Origin of the sequence: uncultured Tenacibaculum sp., from assembly GCF_947494125.1 — a bacterium.
Taxonomy (GTDB): Bacteria; Bacteroidota; Bacteroidia; order Flavobacteriales; family Flavobacteriaceae; genus Polaribacter.
In genome coordinates, this window is sequence record NZ_CANLTU010000018.1 from 13,356 (window position 1) to 35,632 (window position 22,277).

A 22,277-nucleotide genomic window follows, 5' to 3' on the forward strand; every position below is an offset into this window, starting at 1 on the left:
AAACTGGACTTTAAAAAACTGTAATAAGGATAAGAATTTTGGGTATAAAGAAATAATAAACAAGAATAAGAAAAGGTATAGTAGAAACACTAACTTAAACTTAAAAAACCTTTTACAAATCGGATTTATAAAAAATCAATAAAAAACAGCAACTTACTCTTTAAATAAAAGGTCATTAATAACATAAATATAAGTTATAAACCAAAAGAGTTAATACTTAAAACCAGAGAGAGTATTCACACGAAAACCGTTAAATGAACTAAAAAACTCGTTTCGCTATTACAAACTCTTTTTTCCAATAGCTTTCGCTCATTGAAGAAACAATTACACCTTTTGAAGTTGTTGAATGAATAAATTGAATATCTCCATTATCAATTGAAGTAACCAAACCTACATGATTAATACCACCTTTTAATCTGGCAATATCAAAAAACAACAAATCACCTTTTCTTACTTCATTTAAGTTTATTTCTTTCCCTTTGAAGCTTATTGCACTTGAAGAACGTGGTAATTGAATTCCTATTTGTTTAAAAGAACTGTTTACTAAACCAGAACAATCCATTCCTTTTTTGGTAGCTCCTCCTGCTCTGTAGGATATTCCTTTATAGGAATTTGCAACAGCTATTAGTTTATTAATTTTTGAATTTTCTGAATGAATGATACTATTATTAGATGTTTCTTTTCTTTGACTACAATAACGAAAAGTTATAAAACTTATAATGAGGAATAATAAGAGTAGTCGTTTATTCATATTACAATACTCTTTTTGCTTTTATAAAAGCTTTTTTCCAGTATTTATTAAATAAAGAGGTAACTATAACTCCTCTTGAGCTTGTTGAATGTATAAAATGAATATCTCCATTTTTAACTGAAGTAACCAACCCTACATGATTTACTTGTCCTTGTTTACGTACTGTTTTAAAAAACAGTAAATCTCCACGTTTTACTTTTCTTATAGGTATCTCATACCCTTTTGTATACATTTCTCGAGAAGTTCTAGGTAAACTAACATTTCTCTGTTTAAAAGATGTATGAATTAAACCTGAGCAATCCATTCCTTTTTTTGTCATTCCTCCATATTTGTAACGGACACCTTTATAAGAAACTGCAGTCCAAACAATTTTATCTGCTGCAGATGGGACTGACTTTACCTTTGTAGTTACTTTTTTCGTTTTCGGTTTTCTACTCGATGGCACATTTTTAGACGCTCCGCAAGAAATCATTAGTAAAGAAAGTACAAGAATGAAAAATAGTTTTTTTATCATATATTCAATAACATTTCTAAATTCTATAACGAATAAATAGCTTCATCACATTTGTAATAATGCCTCATTAATTTATTTCTTGTGTAAACCGTTAACTATTAATTTAGCAGTTTTTTCAGAAGCTCCTTTACCTCCTAGTTTTTGTTCTAAATCAAAATAAGATAAAAACAATTGTTCTCTTTGTTCTGCTTCTAAAATACGCTCTAATTCATTTTTTAAATTTTCTTTTGTAAAATCATTTTGAATTAATTCTTTTACAACTTCTCTATCCATTATTAAATTAACCAACGAAATATATTCTAATGTTATAATTCGTTTCGCTATTTGATACGAAATATTACTTCCTTTATAACAAACTACTTGTGGTACTTTAAACAAAGCTGTTTCTAATGTTGCTGTACCAGAACCAACCAAAGCTGCGTGAGAAATACTTAATAAATCGTATGTTTTATTACTGATCAACTTCACATTTTTATTACCTATAAAAGTTTGGTAAAATTCTTTCGTTTGACTTGGCGCTCCTCCTACCACAAATTGATAATCAGAAAAATCGTCTACTAACGATAACATAACCGATAGCATTTTAGCAATCTCTTGTTTTCTACTTCCAGGTAATAAAGCTATAATATCTTTCTTTCCTAAATCGTGTTCTTTTCTAAAAGTTTCTTCATCAACTTGTTTTCTACCAGCAATTCCATCAATTAATGGATGCCCAACAAAATTTACTTCGTAATTATATTTCTTATAAAATTCTTTTTCAAACGGAAGGATCACAAACATTTCATCCACATCGCGTTTAATATCTTTAACTCTACCAGCTCTACTTGCCCAAACTTGTGGCGAAATATAATAATTAGTTCTTATTCCTTCTTGTTTAGCCCATTTAGCTATACGAAGATTAAATCCTGAATTATCTATTAAAACAAGTACATCCGGATTAAATTGAGCGATATCTTTTTTGCAAAAAGAAATCATTCCTAAAATCTTACGCAAATTCATTAGCACTTCTATAAATCCCATAAAAGCACGTTCTTTATAATGCTTTACAAGCGTACCTCCTACTTCTTGCATTAAATCTCCTCCCCAAAAACGAATCTCTGCTTTCGGATCTTCCTTTAACAAAGCTTTCATCAAATTAGCTCCATGTAAATCACCAGAAGCCTCACCTGCAAGGATGTAATATTTCATTAAATATTTATTAGAAAAATTTTATTATGACTGTTAACAATGCTATTAATATAGTACCTAATAATACACCTCTAGCTCTATAATCTTGATTCTTTTTTAGAAACACCCAAAACACTAATAAATTAGGTATTGCTGCTAAAGCAATAACTGAGCCTAATACACCTCCAGCTCGTACTTTATGAAAAGTAGTACTTAAGCTATCATGCGATATATATTCTAAATAAATAAACAATCCGCAAGCGGTAGCAATTAAAGATACTAAGATTCCAATTGCTATTTCTTTTTTTATATGTCCCATGAATTTAATTTTTGAATTGCATGATGTGCTGTCATATCAAACTGAACAGGAACTACAGATATATAACCATTTTCTAATGCCCAAATATCGGTATCTTGTCCTTTATCTCTATTAACAAATTCTCCTGACAACCAATAGTACTCTTTTCCATAAGGGCTTTTACGTTTATCAAAATCTTCTTTCCAATATCCATTTGCTTGACGACAAACACGAATACCTTTAATATCGTTTTCCTTTAATTTCGGAATATTAACATTCAGTACGACACCTTCTGGTAATCCATTTAATAAAACATTTAAAGTTATTTTTTCTATAAATTTCTTAGCAGCTCTAAAATCCGCATGCCAATCGAAATCTAACAATGAAAAACCAATTGCAGGAATTCCTTCGATACCAGCTTCAACCGCAGCACTCATTGTTCCTGAATAGATTACATTAATTGATGAATTAGATCCGTGATTAATTCCAGAAACACATAAATCTGGAACTCTGTTCAAGATTTCATTTTTTGCCATTTTAACACAATCAGCCGGAGTACCTGAACAACTATATTCTATCTGTGGGCCTTCATCAATAGTAATTGGATTACAATGCAGTACATTATTAACTGTAATTGCATGCCCCATTCCACTTTGTGGACTATCTGGTGCAATTACAACTACATCTCCTATTTTATTCATTATTTCAATAAGCATACGAATACCTGGAGCGGTAATTCCATCATCATTTGTAACTAATATTAAGGGTCTTTCTTGCATATAGATTAGTTTTACAACAAATGTAACATAAAAAAAGGATTCTTATTTTAACATTTTGTAAAGACAAAATCCTCCATTTTATGTGTAAAATTGTAGTAATCAAACACAAACGTTATGATACGTATTATTGTCTATATAACTATTTTCACTTTGAGTACATTTTTATCGGTAGTTAATGCCCAAAATAAAGTTACAAAACCATGTAATTCTCCTGAATATTCACAATTTAATTTTTGGGTTGGTAATTGGAATGTTTATGACTCCAATGATAAACTTATAGGAACTAATAATGTTGTTAAACTTACGAATGCTTGTGCTATACAAGAAAATTGGGTTTCAAAATCATCAAAAAGCAAAGGAACTAGTTATAATTACTATAATAAAACTGACAATTCTTGGAATCAATTATGGGTAGATAACTCTGGTTTTTCTTTAGAATTAAAAGGTCATTACGATAAAAATGCAATGATTTTAAAAAGTAAACTTGTAAAAAGTAAAAGCGGTGACTTTTACAATCAAATTACTTGGACAAATAATAAAGACGGCTCAGTAACTCAAGTTTGGGATTATTTAGATGAAAATCATCAAAAAATAAAAGAAGTTTTTAAAGGAATTTACAAGAAGCAACAAAACTAAAAAATTTGGCATTATTTTAGTAGCTTAGCAACATAGTGACACAATTAAAAAATAAAAAAGATAGAAGATACATGAAGACGAAACTTATCATACCATTTTTAGCAATAACATTATTATTTTCTAACTCAATTTTTTCTAATTCAGTTTCTAACACTGACCCAGATAAAGATCGAGTGATTGTTTATGTTTTAAAAAATATATTATCAAGATATCATTATGTTCAAAAAGATTTAAATGATGATTTTTCTGAACATGTTTACAATACTTTTATTGATGGTTTAGATCCAAGTAAAAGATATTTTACTCAAGAAGATTTAAAAGAATTTTCTCAATATAAATATCAAATTGACAATCAACTAAAAGATACAAAAATTGATTTTTATAAGTTGGTTTATAATCGTTTTTTAGAAAAATTAAGTGCTGCTAAAAATAATTATCGCACTTTATTACTTGAACCTTTTAATTATAAAAAAGATGAAGTAATTGATGTTGATTACGATAAAATTCCTTTTGCAAAAAATGAAAATGAATTAGTTGATTACTGGAGAAAACAATTAAAGCTTTCTATTTTAAGTAGAATTGAAGACGCAGAAGATCAACAAAAAGAAAAGGCTAAAAAAGATAAAACTTTTAAAAAGAAATCATTTACAGAACTTGAAAAAGAAGCTCGAAAAGAAGTTTTAAAAAATATGAATGATTTATATCAACGTATTGATGAACTTGAAAATTCTGATTGGTATTCTACTTTTTTAAATAGTGTCGTTAGTGGTTTCGACCCTCATACAACTTATATGTCTCCTAGAAGGAAATCTCGTTTCGATCAAGAAATGTCTGGGAAATTAGAAGGAATAGGTGCTCGTTTACAAAAGAAAGGTATTTATACACATATCGTTGAATTAATTTCTGGTGGACCTGCATGGAAACAAGGTGATTTAGAGCCTGATGACATCATTTTAAAAGTAGCTCAAGGAGATAAAAAACCTTTAGATATTGTAGGAATGAGATTGGATGATGCTATTAAATTTATAAAAGGTAAAAAAGGTACTGAAGTTCGTTTAACTGTTAAGAAAAAAATTGATGGTTCTATTAAAGTAATACCAATTATTAGAGATGTAGTTGAATTAGAAGAAACTTTTGTAAAGTCGAGTATTGTAGAGAAGAATGGTGAACGTTATGGAGTTATTAACCTCCCAAGGTTTTACATTGACTTTAATGACTTAAGCCGTAGAGATGCTGCTAAAGACATGGAAAAAGAAATTGAACGTTTGAAAAAAGAAAATGTTAAAGGATTAATTGTTGATTTACGTGATAATGGAGGTGGATCTTTAAAAACGGCTATCGAAATTGGTGGTTTGTTTATTAATAAAGGACCAATTGTACAGGTGAAATACAGAGATGAGCAACCTTTAGTTAAAAATGATACTGACGCTAAAATGCAATGGGATGGCCCGTTAGTAGTAATGGTAAATGAATTTTCAGCTTCTGCATCGGAAATTTTTGCTGCAGCAATGCAAGATTATAAAAGAGGAATTATCATTGGTGGTAAACAAACCTATGGTAAAGGAACTGTACAAAACGTTTTACCTATTAATCGTTTTTATGAAAAGTATCCTAGTGATTTAGGTGCTTTAAAAATGACTATTCAAAAATTTTATAGAATTAATGGTGGTTCAACCCAAATAGAAGGTGTTTATTCTGATATTTCTTTACCTAGTAGATTAAGTTACATGAAGTTTGGTGAACGTGATTTAGATGGTGCTTTACCTTGGGATAAGGTACAACAAGCTAAATACAATGCAACGAATTCGTATAGTAATTTTGCTGACGTTGTTTATAACAGTAAGCAACGCGTTATGAAAAACGAGAAATTTAGTAAAATTAATGAATATGCAAAATGGTTAAAAAAGAACCAAGAAGAAAGGATATATTCTTTAAACTATTCTAAATTTAAAAAGGAAAGTGATAAAAAATCAAAAGAAGGTGAAAAATTCAAAGAAGTTTTTAAGTTTGATTCTAACTTAACTTTTGATTCTCCTAAGTACGAATTAGGTTTATTTAAAAAAGATACTGTTTTAAAAGAAAAGCGTATTGCTTGGCACAAAAACTTAAAAAAAGACATTTACATGAACGAGGCGCTTAATGTGCTAAGTGAATTAAAAATGAATAAAAACTATACTATTGTAAAACATTAAAAAAATTGTATATTTATATTGAAGTATAACTACTTCGTTCGGGGGATTACAAGTTTCAATAACAATTATTAAAAATTGATATGCTTTTAATCCGAAAAATAAACAATATACTAAATAGCAGAAAGTACTATAATCATTATTATAATCAAATAATAAAAAAGTACAAGAACATAGATAGTTACACTGCTATATTTAATAATGTTTTACAACAAAACAATAGTATTGGAAGTAAAACTCCAATCCGTTTTTCTGATGATATCCAATTTGGAGATTGTATTAGTAAAGTAAAAAAAGGAATAAATACTTCGTATAGGTTTATTAAGAATGTAGCTTTATGTGATATTATTTTTTTTACAACTAAAGTAGGTGGTTATATAATAACTACAGAACTCCATTTTTTTAAAAATAAACTTATTTTTTTTAAATACACCTTCCCTTCTTTATTAAATAAAAAAAGGATTGAAAAATTAATAAAAAGAAAATACTTAATAAAAGAATCTGTAACTAATAATATAAATAATTTATTAGTTACAGATTCTTTTAATAGTTATTTAAAAACAGAAAATGAGGTCACATTTTCAATTTATTATATATCCAAAAATTATGGTTTTTATGATTTTTTAAAACAGCATCAAGAAACCTCAAAACTAAATATATTGAATCAATATTCTAATTCAGAATCTCAATTATTAGAAAAAATTTAAGTTTTTTTATTTCAATAACTAGCACTTCACTTGTTTGGCCATTAAAAACAGTTTATCTTACTACTACTAAACAACTTGTATTTGTTTGCTTATTTTCAATATTTATAGCTTTAAGTAAAAAAAAATGTAAACCATTAAAAATAAAAACGGTATATCTATATTTGCACTAATATTTTACTCTGGGGGGAGGGATTTTAAGTTTCAATAACAATTTAAGAATTGACATGCTTTTAATCCGTAAAATAAACAATCTGCTAAATGGTAAAAAATATTATAATTACTATTATAGTCAAATAATTAAGAAGTATAAAAATATAGATAGTTATACGGCTGTTTATAATAATGTTTCACAAACTAATAATATCTATGAAAGTTTAACTACTATAAACTTTTCTTCGGATATTGAATTTGGCTCCAATATTAACAAAGTAAAAAAAAGTATTAATTCTTCTTATAGATTTATTAAAAACCCTAAATCTTGTGATATTATTTTTTACACAACTAAAGTAGGTTATTATAAAATAATTGTAGAACTACACTTTTTCAGAAGTAAGTTTGTTTTCTTTAAATATACTTTTCCTTCCTTGAAGGATAAAAAAAAGATTGAAAAATTAATACTAAAGAAATATTTTAATAAGAAAACCCCTATCGGGGATCAACTAATCACAGACAACAACAATAATTATATAAAAATAGAGAATGAAGTTACATTTTCTATTTATTACTTCTCTAAAAATTATGGTTTTTATAGTTTTTTAAAAGAGCAACAAGATAACTCTAAGATGAAAATCTTAAATAAGCACTACAATTCAGATTCTCAATTATTAGAAAAAATTTAAGTTATTTTTATTTCAATAACTAGTCCTTCATTAGCACGAACATTAAAAACAGTTTCATCTTCAAAAATTAGATACTGACCTTTTATACCTACTAAAGTACCTGTATAGTTTTGTTCTTTTACAATATTTAAACTTTTAGGTTTTAAAGGGTATTTATCTACAGGGAAATTAATTGCTGTCTCTTTATTATCTTCAATAAAATATTGTAAAGCTTCTTCAGGAATAAAAGCTTTTAGTTTTTCTTGCCAAGACACTAAACTTTCATCGGCAATATCATTTTTCAACATCTTTCGCCAATTAGTCTTATCTGCTACATGTTCTTTTAATGCTACCTCTGTAATACCCGCTAAATACCTGTTAGGTACCTCAACTATTTCTATTGCTTCATGCGCCCCTTGATCTATCCAACGTGTTGGGACTTGTTGTTTTCTAGTCACCCCTACTTTTACATTACTTGAGTTTGCTAAATACACTATATGCGGCTGTAATTGTACTCTTTTCTCATATTCTAAATCACGATCTTCTTCTCCTAAATGAGCCTTACTTAATTCAGGCCTCATAATCCAATCACCAGCATTTGGTGTTTCAAAAAAACATTTTTTACAAAATCCTTGACGGTATATTTGTTTTTCTAAATGACAGTTTAAACATTCATAAGTAACAAAGCTTAAAGTTATTTTCTTGTTTAAAAGCTGATTCATGTTTAAAAAATCAGATTTCATGTCTAAATAATACTGTACAGTATCTAAATTTTCAGTCGTCATTTTTTTTAAAACTCCTTGGTATTGCATGTCTTAAATTTTATTACTTTTAGCTTCACAAACTTACAGTAAAAAAATTGAATTAAGAGTTAATCTATGTCGTTTCCATTTATAAATTCTATTATTTCTTGGTTTTTAAAAAAACGTAAACATCAAGTGGAATTATTTTTAAAATATCCTATTGATGTTCAAAATGAGTTGCTTCAAAAATTATTAAATGCTGCTAAGAATACTGAATTTGGAAAACTGCATAATTTCTCTTCAATAAAAAATCATACCGATTTTACCAACAATATTCCTATTCAAAAATATGAAAGCATTGAACCTCTTATAGAGCGATGCAGAAAAGGAGAACAAAATTTATTTTGGCCAAGTCCTATTAAATGGTTTGCCAAATCTAGTGGAACTACCAATGCTAAAAGTAAATTTATCCCTGTAAGTGATGAAGCCTTAGAAGGCTGCCATTTAAAAGCTGGAAAAGACATGCTGTGTTTATACATTAATAACAATGAAGAAACGCAAATGTTTACGGGTAAAGGGTTAAAATTAGGTGGTAGCACAGCTATTTACGAAGACAACAATTCTTATTTTGGAGATTTATCGGCAATTATAACTGAGAATTTACCTTTTTGGGCAGACTTTAGCTCAGCTCCAAGCCAGGAAGTTGCTTTAATGGCTGAATGGGAAACCAAAATGGAAGCCATTATTGACGAAACTATTAATGAAAACATTACGAGTTTAGTTGGGGTTCCTAGTTGGATGCTAGTCCTTTTAAATCGTGTTTTAGAAAAAACAGGAAAAAATAATATTTTAGAAGTTTGGCCTAATTTAGAAGTTTACTTTCATGGTGGAGTGAATTTCAATCCTTATAGAGAGCAATACAAAAAATTAATTCCTAAAAAAGATTTTAAGTATTATGAAACCTATAATGCTTCTGAAGGTTTTTTTGCTATCCAAGATCAAAACAATTCTGAAGAATTATTACTAATGCTCGATTATGGTATTTTTTATGAGTTTATACCAATGGACACTTATGATGGTGAAAACTCAACAGCAATTTCATTAGTTGAAGTAAAACAGAACATCAACTATGCTGTTGTTATCACTACTAATGGAGGTTTATGGCGTTATTTAATAGGAGATACTGTAAAGTTTACTTCTTTAGACCCTTATCGAATTAAAATTACAGGTAGAACGAAACATCATATCAACGTTTTTGGGGAAGAATTAATTATTGAGAATGCTGAAGAAGCGCTAAAAACAGCCAGTAAAAAAACCAATGCTAATATTAAAGATTATACCGTTGGACCAATTTTCATGAATGATAATAAAAGTGGTGGACATGAATGGATTATTGAATTTAGTACTCCTCCTGAAAACATAGATACCTTTACTGAGTTATTAGACAATGCCTTAAAATGTATTAATTCAGATTACGAAGCCAAACGTTATAACAATATGACTTTATCTTTACCTAAAGTATATCAAGCACGTGAAGGATTATTTTACGACTGGTTAAGTAAGAAAGGTAAATTAGGTGGACAGCATAAAGTTCCTAGGCTTTCTAACTCTCGTTGGTTTGTTGATGAATTACTTAAATTGTAAAATGAAAAAATATAGTTTTATTTTATCCTCTCTCCTATTTTTATGTTTTTCTTGTAATAGAAATAAATATGAAAAAAGGCTTATTGGTAGTTGGTATTCTATTGATGAAAATGAGAAAATTGTTTTAGAGAAAGATTCTTTATCTATATACCCCTTATATAATAAAGTAAAATGGTCTGCAACAGATAACTCAATAATATTCAAACACAAAAACTTTTTCAATGATTCTATTCATAAAGTTAATCTAAAATATATTTTTAAAAACGATACTCTACTAATCACTCCATTCAAGGATTCAATAAATATCCCTATAAAATTTATAAAGAAAAATAATTTTTTAGATTTTTTATTTTCGAAAAACCAAGTAAATATAACTTTACCTGTAAATTATAATATTGAACACATCAGAGTTGAGCCAAAATATGGAATAAAAATATTTTTAGATTTAGAAAATGACTCTATAATAGCAAAAACTAATTATTCTAATAATTTAAAAAAATTAAATTCTGACTTAAAAAAGCATGTATCTATTTTAAAAAAAGATATCATTTTTTTTAAGGAAGATTACAAACACATGTACAAAGATTTAAATGACAAAGAATTAGAAAAACTATGGATAAAATTTAATGTACATTTTTCAATCTACGCGGATAAAGAAATTTCTACAAAAGAGTTAAGGTTCTATTATAAAAAATTAAAAAAAGTAAAGGAAATAAATAAAATTTATAGAATTTATGATATTAATGAATCAATGTATGTAGATTTTTATAGATTAAAAGGTGTTAAATTATGAATTCTTTTTTTGAGCAAAATGCAGATTTGCTATTAAAAAACCCTGAATTAGCTAAAGTTTTTCAAGGCATTATGAAGCCTGAAAAATATGCCAAACATCATATACTACATGAAGCTGGTAATATTTGCAACCATATGTACATTATTACATCTGGTATTGCTCGTGTATTCTATTACAAAGAAGAAAAAGATATAACAGTACATATTTCTGCTGAACAAGAAACCATAACCACTATTGACAGTTTTGTGCAACGTAAAAAAAGCAAGTACAATATTGAAGCCTTGGAAGATTTAGAAGTTTTAAAAATTGCTCATTCAGATTTAGAAAACCTATTTGAAACCAATCCTAGATACGAACGTTTTGGTCGTTTATTTTTGCAAAAAATCTATATAGATCTTGTTGAAAGAATTGACGACTTACAATTGCATACTGCACAAGAACGTTACAATATTTTATTACAAAAAAAACCATATCTTTTTAATAGAATTGCTTCAAAACATATTGCTTCTTTTTTAGGTATGACTCCAGAAACTTTTAGTAGAATTAGAGGAAAGTAATTTCTTGATAATTGTCAAGAAATACTTAATAACCATAAAATATCTTTGTAGTATAAAACAACTACAACATGACTATAGCTAAAGCATTACAACAATTTTACATAAAAAATAACCTTTTACAAAACGGAGGAGAAGATGAAAATACTTTTGAACTAAAGTTTAAATTATTTACTTTAAAACTACCTAATTCTCAATTTAGAAAAGATATAATTCATATTCATGATATACAACATGTTTTATATGATTGCGATACTACCTGGAAAGGTGAAGCTTTTATAGCTGGTTGGGAAATTGCCACTGGACTATGGAAAAAACTACCTATTGGTATAATGAGTTTATGGGCGATGGGTTTTTCTTTGCTTAGCTACCCAAAAGATGTTTTTCGAGGATACAAAGCTGGCTTAAAAGTAACAGGAATTATAGACTTAAATCTCAGTAAAGAAGAACTCTTAAAGTTTTCTGTTGAAGATCTAAAAAAAAGAATAAAAAAGAAGAATCAAAATAAAATGAACCTTACACAAGCTATCTATTTTACTTTTTGGGTATTTTTAAGCCTTTTTATTTTCTCTTTTCCTTTTAGTTTATTTCCTCTTCTATTTGTATTCTAATGGGTAATTGATATTGTGTTGCCACTGGTATATCTCTTTTAAGCCCTGGGGTTATTTTAGGAAGTTTTTTTATAGATTTTTTTATAACACTATCTAATTTAGGTAAGTATTCTTTAATATTATTTGAAGAAGAAATATTTTTTAATTCAAATTCTCCTCTTCTATTAATTTGTAAGTCTATTAAAACTACTTCATCAATTAATTTTTTACTCACAAAATTATACAGTTGCAACTCTTTTGTTATTCTTTGTTGAATTTCTTTTCTAAAACAGTTTGTTTTAGCTTCATTCATAAGGTTTTTACAAATATTAAAAGAAGGGGAAATATCTACTTTAGAAAAATCAATAATAGTATCTATTTCATGATTTTTATTCTTCTTTGTCGAAGAAAAATAATCACACGAAGCAAATAGTAAAATTATAAAAAAAGCAACACAGCAATACCTCATCTCACTGATTTTGAGATGAAAATACGAAATTTTAAATTATTCTAAAACATCTCCTTTCATGAAATAATATTTCTTTATTTCTTTTATTCTAGTTTTTACCTGACTTGTTAGCAAAGAATCTTTTTCTTCAAACTTATCTATATAATTTTTATAGTGTTTAAAAGCTATCTTTTTATCTTCATAATAATGCTCTGTAGTATTTGCTAATTGATAAAGTGATCTAAAGTTCCTCCCATTTTCACTGTAAGAATTCTTATAAGCATTCATCTCCGCTTTTGGCTTACCTAACTCTTTATATACTCTTGCTAGTTGATAATATTCTATGTCTCTAGATTCTTTACCAACATAAGTGGCGATCATATAATTAAACATTGCACTTTTATATTCTTTTTGATCAAAATTTATATCACCCAAATAAGTGTACGACTTAAAATCTGAACGATCTATTTTTAATGCCTTCTTAAAATACTTTTCTGCCTCTTCATAATCTTTTAATTTATATAAAGCACGTCCTAACATTTTTTGAATATAATGTTCATTCGGTTTTAAAGTATCTATCTTTTCTAATAAACTAATAGCTGATAAATAATCTTTTTTACGATATAGGCTATTAATTTTTAACTTATTTAATTCAATATGGTTTGGATTCACCTCTAATCCTCTATTCATAAAAATAGTAGAAGAATCTCTGTCTCTTAACAAAATATAAGCAACAGCTAATTGATGAATTGCTTTTATATGTTCATTATCATTTTTATAAGCTTCTAATAAACTATTTATTTTTAAATTTCTCTTTTTCAACATTGCATACATAACCCCTTGTTGATAATGATAATTCGCATTCTTTTTATCTTTCTCAATGAGTCTTTTAAAAGTATTTTTGGCTTTTAATGGCTGTTTCGTTTTTAAGTATAACTTTCCTAATTGATATTTTATCAATAAATTTTCGTCATCATTCTCTACAATTTCTTCAAAAATTGAAATAGCCTTTTTTAATTTTTTCTCTTTATTATAACTTTTTCCCAACTTAACTTTTACAGCATAATCATTTTTAATATCTAGTGCTTTTTCATAATATTTAGAGGCTAACTTATAATTATCTATAGCTTCATAAATATGAGCCTTCTTAGCGTACGAAGCAAAACTTGAAGGCATATTATTCAATTCTTCTAAAGCCTTCTTATAACGACCTTTATTCACTAGATAATCTATGGATTTAAAAGTCGAAGTTTGTGCTTCGACTTTTGTAAATCCTATTAAAAGTAATACAATTAAAATTTTATTTTTCATCACTTTTTGTATTTTTATAAACTATTTTACTTCAAAAGTAATTGGCAATGTATAACCAGTAGTTACAATTTTTTTATCTTTCATCCCTGGTTTCATTTTCGGTAATTTCTTAACAACCTCTATAGCATATTGTTTTAATTCTGGACGTGGAGCACGAGCTTTTACATCAACAACCTCTCCATTCTTATCTATTTTAAACTGTACATAAATTCGTTTCTTACCTCTCTCCAAACCTAAATTAGCTGTACGAGAAAAATCAAAATTATCTTTCACAAACTTTGCCATACTTTGGTTAAAACATTCTTTATCTCCATCTATACAACCAGGGAATGTTGGGTGTTTGTCTAACATTGAAAATGGTACGTTATCAACATTATGATTACCTCCTTCCTTATTGCTTTGTCTCTCATATTTAAACATCTTCATTGTTTTTTCTAAGTCTAAATATATAATTCTTCTTTCCTTAACATCAATACCTTCAAAAAGTCTAAGAGGAATATCTTTTCCAAACTTTTGAAACTCTTCTTTCTTTTTGTTGAACTCAATTAACTCTACACTTGTTAGATCCTTTACCTGAAGTTCTTTTGTTTTTGGAGATTCTATTCCCAAATACACGTCCATATATGTTTTCTTCGTTTCTGAAACATGCTTTTTCATCTCTTTAATATCCATATACATCACCGTATTTTCTTTCTTCTGTTCTGGTGCTGTAGAGCTTGTCTCTTGAGAACAAGCTGTGTAAAATAACATACTCGCTAATACAGGTATTAACAACAGGTACTTTAATTGTTTAATTTGTTTCGATTTTTTTTTCGTCATCATAATAATCCGTTTTTTAATTAATGAATGTTTATAAAATTGATTTATGAATGAAATGTTCTCAACCTGAAAAACATCAGAGAGTAAATTATTAATATAGCCTTCTTTTAAACTAGCCTTAGTTACTACTTCATCAGAAATATATTCGTGCACCAATGAAATACGGTTTTGATACACATATACCATTGGGTTAAACCACATAAGTATTCTTAGAAATTCGAAAAATAATAAGTCAATCGTGTGTTTTTGTTTACTATGAACTAATTCGTGTTGAATTATTTTTTCTTGTTTATCTAACGGGATTCCTTTTCCAATAAAAATATAATTAAAAAACGAAAATGCTTTTGTGTTCTTAGGTAATAGCACCAATTTGTATGCTTCTCTTCGTTCAATTTTGAATTTAAAAATCAATCGAATTATACGTATTAACTTTACAATAAATACTACTAAAAACATAAGGCATCCGCCCCAAAACAATACATCTAAATAATCAATAGATTGATACCAAGTTGCTTTTTCTATTACTTTTTGAGGTGATAAAACCACTTCTGGCAACAAAATAGTATACTCTATTGGAATAGCTTTCTGTATTGTTGATATTTTAAGTAATGGTAATATAAAAGAAACCACAGCAGTACTTAACAAATACCATCTGTTCTTAGTAAAAAAAGTTTCTTTACTTAAGAAAAAATCATAGACTGCCACAAATAACACTTGAAATAAGATTACTTGAATTATATAGTTTATCATGATTTTTTATTTTTATTTACCTCTTTCAAAATACTTTCCAACTCGTTGATATCCATTTTATTTTCTTTCATAAAAAAAGACACCATACTTTTAAAAGAACCTCCAAAGTAACCGTTCATTAACTTATGTAAACTTTCATTACTATATTCAGATTTTTCAACCAGCGGATGATATACGTAACCTCTTCCTTTTGGCTGATGACCTACAAACTCTTTTGTTTCTAAAATTCTAATAATAGTAGAAACTGTATTATAAGCAGGTTTTGGATCTGGTAACTCAGTTATAACTTCCTTTACTGAAGCTTGTTTTAAATCCCATAATACTTGCATTATCTGCTCTTCTGCTTTTGTTAATTGCTTATTCATTCTTACTTTATTGAAATATTTCATCACAAATATAACTAAAAAATTAGTTTAAACTAATTTTTTAGTTATAAAAATGTAACAAACTAGTTTTAATCTCGTCTTATCTATAGAAAATAAAGCTATTTTAAACTAAAAAAAGAATATCAAATATGGATATATTACTAACCTTATTAGGTTTTTTACTTGTTTGCCTAGGTATAATTGGTTCATTTTTACCAATTCTCCCAGGCCCATTAACTGGTTGGTTGGGATTATTATTATTACACTTAACTAAGGCTATACCTCAAGACTGGACTTTTTTAGGCATAACTTTAGCTATTGCTATATTTATATTCATAATTGATTATTTTATACCTGCCATAGGCACAAAACGCTTCGGAGGAAGTAAATATGGAGTATATGGAACAACAATAGGTTTAATTATAGGCTTATTCTCCCCTATTCCATTTGGAATATTAATAGGTGCTTTTTTTGGGGCTCTTATTGGTGAATTAATATACGACAGTAAAGATACTTCTAGAGCTATTAAAGCTTCTTTTGGTGCTTTCTTAGGCTTCTTAGTTTCTGCTACCATTAAATTTTCAATAGCTACAGTATACTTTGTTTTATTTTTAACTACTTTGTGGGAATATAAAGACGCTTTCTTTTAAGCAAAATTAAGGCAAAAAAAAAGCAACCCATCTCAGGGAAGCTTTCCATTGGTTAACAAAACCATGGTACTATTTAAAGTACCTAACAACACAACTAAATGCTACTTTACAAAAAAGCAGCCTGCAAATATACAACCTTTTTCAACTCTACCAAATTTTTTTTTATTTTTTACAAAAAATGTGAATCTGTTATTCATTGTTTAATTCTTCAATTGATTGTATCTTTGCATCTTCATTAAAAATTATAAAAAATAACCCATGCAATTATCAGAACAAGAAGTTGTACGTAGAGAAAAATTAGGTAAATTACGTGAATTAGGAATCAATCCATATCCTGCAGATTTATTCCCAGTAAATCACAATTCCAAACAGATTAAATCTGATTTCTCTGACGGCAAACAGGTAATTGTTGCAGGTAGATTAATGGCTATAAATGTACAAGGAAAAGCTTCTTTCGCTCAATTACAAGATGCTGAGGGGCGTATTCAGGTATATTTTAATAGAGATGAAATTTGTACAGGAGAAGATAAAACTTTATACAATGAGGTTTTTAAAAAATTATTAGATTTAGGTGATTTTGTTGGTATTGAAGGAGAATTATTTAAAACAAAAGTAGGTGAAACTACTGTTCGTGTTAAAAACTTTCAATTATTAAGCAAATCTTTAAAACCTTTACCAATTCCTAAAGAAAAAGATGGTGTTGTGTATGATGCATTTACAGATCCTGAAATGCGTTACCGTCAGCGTTATGCTGATTTAGTAGTAAATCCTCATGTAAAAGAAGTTTTCGTTAAACGTACAAAATTGTTTACTGCAATGCGTTCTTTCTTTAACGATGCAGGATATTTTGAAGTTGAAACACCTATTTTACAACCTATTCCTGGTGGTGCAGCTGCAAGGCCTTTTATTACACATCACAATGCTTTAGACATTCCATTATACATGCGAATTGCTAACGAATTATACTTAAAACGTTTAATTGTTGGTGGTTTTGATGGTGTATATGAGTTCTCTAAAAACTTCCGTAATGAAGGAATGGATAGAACACATAATCCAGAATTTACTGCAATGGAAATTTATGTAGCCTACAAAGACTACAACTGGATGATGGATTTTACTGAAAAGTTATTAGAACATTGTGCAATAGCCGTAAATGGAACTACTGAAGCTACTTTTGGTGAACACCAGGTAAACTTCAAAGCTCCTTATGCTAGGGTTACAATGGCAGACTCTATCATGCATTTTACTGGTTTTGACATCAATGGTAAAACGGAAGATGAAATCCGTGATGCTGCTAAAGGAATGGGTATAGAGATTGACGAAACGATGGGGAAAGGAAAGTTAATTGATGAGATTTTTGGAGAAAAATGTGAAGGTAATTATATTCAGCCTACTTTTATTACAGATTATCCTAAAGAGATGTCTCCTTTATGTAAAGAACATAGAGAAAATCCTGAATTGACAGAACGTTTTGAATTAATGGTATGTGGTAAAGAAATAGCAAATGCATATTCTGAATTAAATGACCCTATTGATCAACGTGAACGTTTTGAACATCAGCTGAAACTAGCTCAAAAAGGAGATGATGAAGCAACTGAATTTATTGATGAAGACTTTTTACGTGCTTTAGAATATGGAATGCCTCCTACCTCTGGTTTAGGTATTGGAATGGATCGATTAATTATGTTTTTAACAAATAATCAATCTATTCAAGAAGTATTGTTCTTTCCTCAAATGAGGCCAGAAAAAAAAGCGCCATCTATTGAATTAAATGATGATGAGAAATCTTTATTAGGCTTAATTGAAAAAATAGAGAAAATTGATTTAAATGAATTAAAATCTCAATCTGGTTTATCTAATAAGAAATGGGATAAAACTATAAAAAGTTTAACTAAAAATAAGTTAGCTAAAGTTGAAAAAACTGATGAAGGTTTATTTGTCCTAGCTATGTAAACAACTTATTTAATATAAATAAAAAAGCCACCTTTTAGGTGGCTTTTTTATTCTAGAAGCTTAATTTTTTTTTGCTTCATTTACCTAATCGGGTAATTCAACAGAACTTTCGTTCCTTTCGTCTAATTTAAAATAACAAATTGCTTTATCAAATTACCTTTACAGTATAATAGCTAGTTTATTTGATTAGCTATAATAAAAGAAGTAATCCGGGGGGACGCTTCTTTTTTTTTGTTTAAAAAGACAATTCATCTATATTTTTTTGCTTTTCAACAAGTAAATTATTCCATTTATCGAAAAACTACAAATAATTATTTATTTAAAAGGTAAATTAGAAGTAGGAAATTGACACAAAGCACAACCACCCCTTATACAAAAGGCTCCTCAGGGAGCTTTTTTGTTTTTAACTTACTTCTTAACAACCTACTTCTCCGATAGAAAATTCAAATTCTTGCTGAACCAGCTCTCCTTTGTTATTTTTTGCGGGATCCCAATTAGGCATTTTATACAACAATTCTATAATTGCCCTATCTACAGTAATAATCCCAGTTGTTTTAGTAATTTTCACATTTTCTGCCTCCCCTTTTTCATTTATTATAAATGAAGCGGCAGCATTTTGCATTGGGTTAAATTTCCAATTTAAAATCTCACTATTACTATTTTCTTCAAAATACTCAGTCAACTTTTCGTTTCCTTTCTTAAATTTTGCTTCAACTTCTGGAACTACCGTCATAGTAATATTTATTTCTTTTACCTGTGCTTCTTTTTCTAAAGAATCATTACTCTTATAAAGAACTTTAATTATTAAATCATCTCCTATCTTAGTATTGTTAAATAGCTCTTGTTGCTTAGGAGTTAGTTTAATATTTTTTCCTATTTCTTTTAATTTGATATTTTGTGTAGCTCTTTCTATTTCAACTGAAATATACTCACTAATCCAATTAGAAGGAAAGTGTTCAATAATATCTTCTAATGTTTTTACTTTATTAATTTTATTTTTTGTAATAGTTCTATTATTTGCTCCTCTAACTAAATAGTTTAGTATTACTTTAGGTAGTTTATCAATTGTACTGCTACTAAGACAATTCAAGTTACCACTTGTTCTTTTAATTACTTTTTCTACTTCTATGCTTTTTTTGTTGTGATCCTTTTTATTTACAAAACCAACAATTATTGAGCTTCCTATAATTAATAAAATTCCAACAAATAATATTTTTACTTTCATAATTTGATACTTTAATGGTTCATATTACAAATTTACCTCTCCCCTTATTAATTCTTGAAAGCGAAGTGTAAATAGTTGTTAATGAAGTGTAAATAAATGTTATCGATATGTAAATAATTAAAAGCAAAACAATAATTAGTTTAACTTTGTTTATATGTCAACCAAAACTATACGTATTATATTATTTTTAATGCTCACAACCATATTTGGGTTATTTATTACGCAAGTGTATTGGTTTAAAAAATCTTTTTCCCTAGAAGAAAAGCAATTTGACGACAAAGTAAATTTAGCTCTAAGAAACGTTGCTCATAATTTATTAATCTTAAATAATGATACTATTTCAACAATTCCTCCCATAACTAAAATAGCTTCTAATGAATTCTTTGTTCAAACAAATTCATATTTCAACCTCACAACTTTAGATAAAAGCATTCGAAAGGAGTTTTCTTCAAGGAACATTAATGTTAATTTTGACTATGCTATTGTTAAATCTAAAAACAACGAAATTGTATTAGGGAATACTATTTTTGATATTTATAAGTATACTGAAGTTTCTTGTGTAAAAAGGATTCACAATTTAGAACGATTAAATTTCAAAATTATAATTAATAACAAAACTACCCATATACTTAACTCAATGGGAATATGGATGTATTCTTCTGTTAGTTTACTAGCAATACTTGTTGTTTTTATATTTATAATTATTTCTATCCTTAAAGAAAAAAAGTTAGCACATTTGAGAAATGATTTTGTTAACAATATGACGCATGAATTAAAAACTCCTATTACTAATATTTCAGTTGCTTCAGATGCCATTAGAAATAGAAGTAATAAAATGGATACAAAAAAATTGAGTAAATATGCTGATATTATCTACAATGAGAACAATAGGTTACTTAATCTAGTTGATAGTGTATTACAAATTTCTACCATTGAGAAAAAAGAAGAATCTTTTTCTTTTAAAGAAATCAACGTTCATTCTGTAATTAAAAAAGTGTTGTTAAGTTTTGAACCTATTATTGAACAAAAAGAAGGATTTATAAAATCTTTTTTAAACGCTAGTAATTATACTATAAAAGCTGATGAAACTCATTTTACTAATGTGATATATAATTTAGTGGAAAATGCTATTAAATATTCTAAAGTACATCCTGAAATTATAATTAAAACGATTAATTTAGAAAACGGAATAAATGTAGAAATTATTGATAATGGTATTGGTATGAGTAAAGAAACTCAAGAACGTATTTTTGAAAAATTCTTTAGAGCTGAAAGTGGAAATATTCATAATACCAAAGGGTTTGGACTAGGTTTAAGCTATGTAAAAACCATAATAGAGAAGCATTTTGGAAAAATCACTTTTACAAGTAAAGAAAACTTAGGTAGCACTTTTATTATATTTTTACCTGTATAACTATGAATAGTCAAAAGCATATAATATTAGTAGAGGACGATGATAGCATGGGGTTTTTATTAAAAGATAGTTTAGAAAACTATAATTTTAAAGTAACCCTTTTTTCTAATGGTAAACTAGCTTTAAACCAATTTAATAATAACTCTTTTGATATCTGCCTACTTGATGTAATGATGCCTATTATGGATGGTTTTAGCCTAGCTAAAGAAATAAGGAAACTTGACACCAATATTCCTATAGTTTTTTTAACCGCAAAATCTATGAAAGAAGATAAAATAAATGGATTTAAAATTGGTGCAGACGATTATATAACTAAACCTTTTAATATTGAAGAATTAGTGCTTCGTATTAAAGCTATTTTAAAAAGAAGTAATTCTGTTCAAACTCATAAAAATATCATCCCTTTTTCAGATTATAATTTAGACCTTGATAACTTAATCTTAAATTCTAATAATAATGAAGCTGTACAATTAACCCAAAAAGAAGCAGATATTTTAGCTTTATTTGCTAATAATAAAAACACCTTACTTAAAAGAGATTATATTTTAAAATCAATATGGGAAGACGATAACTACTTTGTTGGAAGAAGCTTAGATGTTTTTATATCCAAACTCCGAAAGCATTTTAAAAACACACCTACTATTAATATAAAAAACATCCATGGTACTGGCTATAAATTTATAGTTAGCGATTAAAATCTATATTTAATATTTTACCTCTTTAAAAATTTAGATTCCTTTTTATATCTATTACTAGAAATATTTATAATATACATCCCTACTGATAATTTACTTGTATCAACTTGAAAATCTTCACCTGTGTAAGATTCACGTTTCTTATAAATTAATTGCCCATTAGCATCAAAAATATTAATATAAAAAGAGTCTCCTATAATTCCATTTGTAGAAATAAATAATGTATTTGAAACTGGAACTGGGTATAATACTACTGGAACTACAGTAACAATATTATTTTCAACCACTACTTTACTAATAACAGTACTACAATTTGAAGGGTTTAATTTCTCGCAAATTGTATATTCGTAATCATAAGTATCTGCTGTAGTTTCTGGACTTACCGTAATTGTTCCATCAGAATTCATCAATATATTTCCGCTTAAAGGAATTGGTGTAGTGCCGGGTGTTAAAGTAATCTCTGA

The 22,277-nt window shown here is 27.7% G+C and carries 24 protein-coding genes; 12 read left to right on the forward strand and 12 right to left on the reverse strand.

The genetic code is table 11. From position 1 onward, the window contains the following. Nucleotides 1-259: 259 nt before the first annotated feature. The 5 genes from Q0881_RS16950 to surE all read right to left on the reverse strand — a co-directional run bounded on the left by Q0881_RS16950 (nt 260) and on the right by surE (nt 3,509). Nucleotides 260-751, reverse strand: a complete 492-nt coding sequence (locus tag Q0881_RS16950) for a C40 family peptidase (protein ID WP_299162919.1) — start codon at nt 749-751, stop codon at nt 260-262. 1 nt (nt 752) lies between these two features. Next, complete coding sequence (locus Q0881_RS16955) at nt 753-1,265, reverse strand: C40 family peptidase (RefSeq protein ID WP_299162921.1); 513 nt, start codon at nt 1,263-1,265, stop codon at nt 753-755. 72 nt (nt 1,266-1,337) lie between these two features. Next, nucleotides 1,338-2,453 carry a lipid-A-disaccharide synthase gene (gene lpxB / locus Q0881_RS16960; protein ID WP_299162924.1) on the reverse strand — a complete coding sequence of 372 codons (1,116 nt, stop codon included), beginning with the start codon at nt 2,451-2,453 and terminating at the stop codon, nt 1,338-1,340. Nucleotides 2,454-2,463: 10 nt separating this feature from the next. Beyond that, the gene (locus Q0881_RS16965; RefSeq protein WP_299162926.1) at nt 2,464-2,751 is read right to left on the reverse strand and encodes a hypothetical protein; all 288 of its coding nucleotides are present in this window, start codon (nt 2,749-2,751) and stop codon (nt 2,464-2,466) included. Continuing rightward, complete coding sequence (gene surE / locus Q0881_RS16970; RefSeq protein WP_299162928.1) at nt 2,739-3,509, reverse strand: 5'/3'-nucleotidase SurE; 771 nt, start codon at nt 3,507-3,509, stop codon at nt 2,739-2,741. Before surE ends, Q0881_RS16965 begins: the two co-directional genes overlap by 13 nt. A gap of 114 nt (nt 3,510-3,623) precedes the next feature. Between surE and Q0881_RS16975 the strand changes: the two genes are divergently transcribed. The 4 genes from Q0881_RS16975 to Q0881_RS16990 all read left to right on the forward strand — a co-directional run bounded on the left by Q0881_RS16975 (nt 3,624) and on the right by Q0881_RS16990 (nt 7,880). After that, nucleotides 3,624-4,145 carry a hypothetical protein gene (locus Q0881_RS16975; protein WP_299162930.1) on the forward strand — a complete coding sequence of 174 codons (522 nt, stop codon included), beginning with the start codon at nt 3,624-3,626 and terminating at the stop codon, nt 4,143-4,145. Nucleotides 4,146-4,216: 71 nt separating this feature from the next. Then, complete coding sequence (locus Q0881_RS16980; protein WP_299162933.1) at nt 4,217-6,337, forward strand: carboxy terminal-processing peptidase; 2,121 nt, start codon at nt 4,217-4,219, stop codon at nt 6,335-6,337. Between the two features lie 80 nt (nt 6,338-6,417). Next, the gene (locus Q0881_RS16985; protein ID WP_299162935.1) at nt 6,418-7,041 is read left to right on the forward strand and encodes a hypothetical protein; all 624 of its coding nucleotides are present in this window, start codon (nt 6,418-6,420) and stop codon (nt 7,039-7,041) included. Nucleotides 7,042-7,265: 224 nt separating this feature from the next. After that, nucleotides 7,266-7,880 (forward strand): hypothetical protein, encoded by a 615-nt coding sequence (locus tag Q0881_RS16990; RefSeq protein ID WP_299162938.1) that lies wholly within the window; start codon nt 7,266-7,268, stop codon nt 7,878-7,880. On the opposite strand, the gene Q0881_RS16995 is transcribed toward Q0881_RS16990, so the two are convergent. Next, entirely contained in the window at nt 7,877-8,671 is a 795-nt protein-coding gene (locus Q0881_RS16995) for a DUF2797 domain-containing protein (protein WP_299162941.1), read from the reverse strand. The genes Q0881_RS16990 and Q0881_RS16995 overlap by 4 nt on opposite strands. A 66-nt stretch (nt 8,672-8,737) precedes the next feature. Between Q0881_RS16995 and Q0881_RS17000 the strand changes: the two genes are divergently transcribed. From Q0881_RS17000 to Q0881_RS17015, 4 genes are all read left to right on the forward strand, one after another. After that, nucleotides 8,738-10,246, forward strand: coding sequence for a GH3 auxin-responsive promoter family protein (locus tag Q0881_RS17000; protein WP_299162943.1), 1,509 nt, complete (start codon nt 8,738-8,740; stop codon nt 10,244-10,246). A gap of 1 nt (nt 10,247) precedes the next feature. Next, on the forward strand, nt 10,248-11,039 hold the full coding sequence (locus Q0881_RS17005) for a hypothetical protein (protein WP_299162945.1): 792 nt from the start codon (nt 10,248-10,250) through the stop codon (nt 11,037-11,039). After that, the gene (locus Q0881_RS17010; RefSeq protein ID WP_299162948.1) at nt 11,036-11,596 is read left to right on the forward strand and encodes a Crp/Fnr family transcriptional regulator; all 561 of its coding nucleotides are present in this window, start codon (nt 11,036-11,038) and stop codon (nt 11,594-11,596) included. The genes Q0881_RS17005 and Q0881_RS17010 overlap by 4 nt, the downstream gene beginning before the upstream one ends. A gap of 68 nt (nt 11,597-11,664) precedes the next feature. Continuing rightward, the gene (locus tag Q0881_RS17015; protein ID WP_299162950.1) at nt 11,665-12,204 is read left to right on the forward strand and encodes a hypothetical protein; all 540 of its coding nucleotides are present in this window, start codon (nt 11,665-11,667) and stop codon (nt 12,202-12,204) included. On the opposite strand, the gene Q0881_RS17020 is transcribed toward Q0881_RS17015, so the two are convergent. The 4 genes from Q0881_RS17020 to Q0881_RS17035 are packed head-to-tail and all read right to left on the reverse strand — an operon-like array spanning nt 12,173 to nt 15,876. Further along, nucleotides 12,173-12,652: a hypothetical protein gene (locus Q0881_RS17020; RefSeq protein ID WP_299162952.1), complete on the reverse strand. Its 480-nt coding sequence runs from the start codon at nt 12,650-12,652 to the stop codon at nt 12,173-12,175. The genes Q0881_RS17015 and Q0881_RS17020 overlap by 32 nt on opposite strands. 36 nt (nt 12,653-12,688) lie before the next feature. Then, complete coding sequence (locus Q0881_RS17025) at nt 12,689-13,942, reverse strand: tetratricopeptide repeat protein (RefSeq protein WP_299162955.1); 1,254 nt, start codon at nt 13,940-13,942, stop codon at nt 12,689-12,691. 21 nt (nt 13,943-13,963) lie between these two features. Then, nucleotides 13,964-15,511 (reverse strand): M56 family metallopeptidase, encoded by a 1,548-nt coding sequence (locus Q0881_RS17030; RefSeq protein ID WP_299162958.1) that lies wholly within the window; start codon nt 15,509-15,511, stop codon nt 13,964-13,966. Further along, on the reverse strand, nt 15,508-15,876 hold the full coding sequence (locus Q0881_RS17035; protein WP_299162961.1) for a BlaI/MecI/CopY family transcriptional regulator: 369 nt from the start codon (nt 15,874-15,876) through the stop codon (nt 15,508-15,510). The genes Q0881_RS17030 and Q0881_RS17035 overlap by 4 nt, the downstream gene beginning before the upstream one ends. A 149-nt stretch (nt 15,877-16,025) precedes the next feature. Between Q0881_RS17035 and Q0881_RS17040 the strand changes: the two genes are divergently transcribed. Next, nucleotides 16,026-16,526: a DUF456 domain-containing protein gene (locus Q0881_RS17040; protein WP_299162964.1), complete on the forward strand. Its 501-nt coding sequence runs from the start codon at nt 16,026-16,028 to the stop codon at nt 16,524-16,526. Nucleotides 16,527-16,784: 258 nt separating this feature from the next. Next, nucleotides 16,785-18,479, forward strand: a complete 1,695-nt coding sequence (gene lysS / locus Q0881_RS17045) for a lysine--tRNA ligase (protein ID WP_299162967.1) — start codon at nt 16,785-16,787, stop codon at nt 18,477-18,479. Between the two features lie 415 nt (nt 18,480-18,894). On the opposite strand, the gene Q0881_RS17050 is transcribed toward lysS, so the two are convergent. After that, nucleotides 18,895-19,704 (reverse strand): hypothetical protein, encoded by an 810-nt coding sequence (locus tag Q0881_RS17050; protein WP_299162970.1) that lies wholly within the window; start codon nt 19,702-19,704, stop codon nt 18,895-18,897. 190 nt (nt 19,705-19,894) lie between these two features. Here Q0881_RS17050 and Q0881_RS17055 point away from each other — a divergent pair, with 190 nt between their 5' ends. Then, nucleotides 19,895-21,118, forward strand: a complete 1,224-nt coding sequence (locus tag Q0881_RS17055; protein WP_299162978.1) for a HAMP domain-containing sensor histidine kinase — start codon at nt 19,895-19,897, stop codon at nt 21,116-21,118. Nucleotides 21,119-21,120: 2 nt separating this feature from the next. Beyond that, on the forward strand, nt 21,121-21,813 hold the full coding sequence (locus tag Q0881_RS17060; protein WP_299162981.1) for a response regulator transcription factor: 693 nt from the start codon (nt 21,121-21,123) through the stop codon (nt 21,811-21,813). A 17-nt stretch (nt 21,814-21,830) separates the two neighbouring features. Here the strand turns inward: Q0881_RS17060 and Q0881_RS17065 are convergent. After that, on the reverse strand, nt 21,831-22,277 hold a 447-nt coding region (locus Q0881_RS17065), incomplete at its 5' end, for a T9SS type A sorting domain-containing protein (protein WP_299162983.1).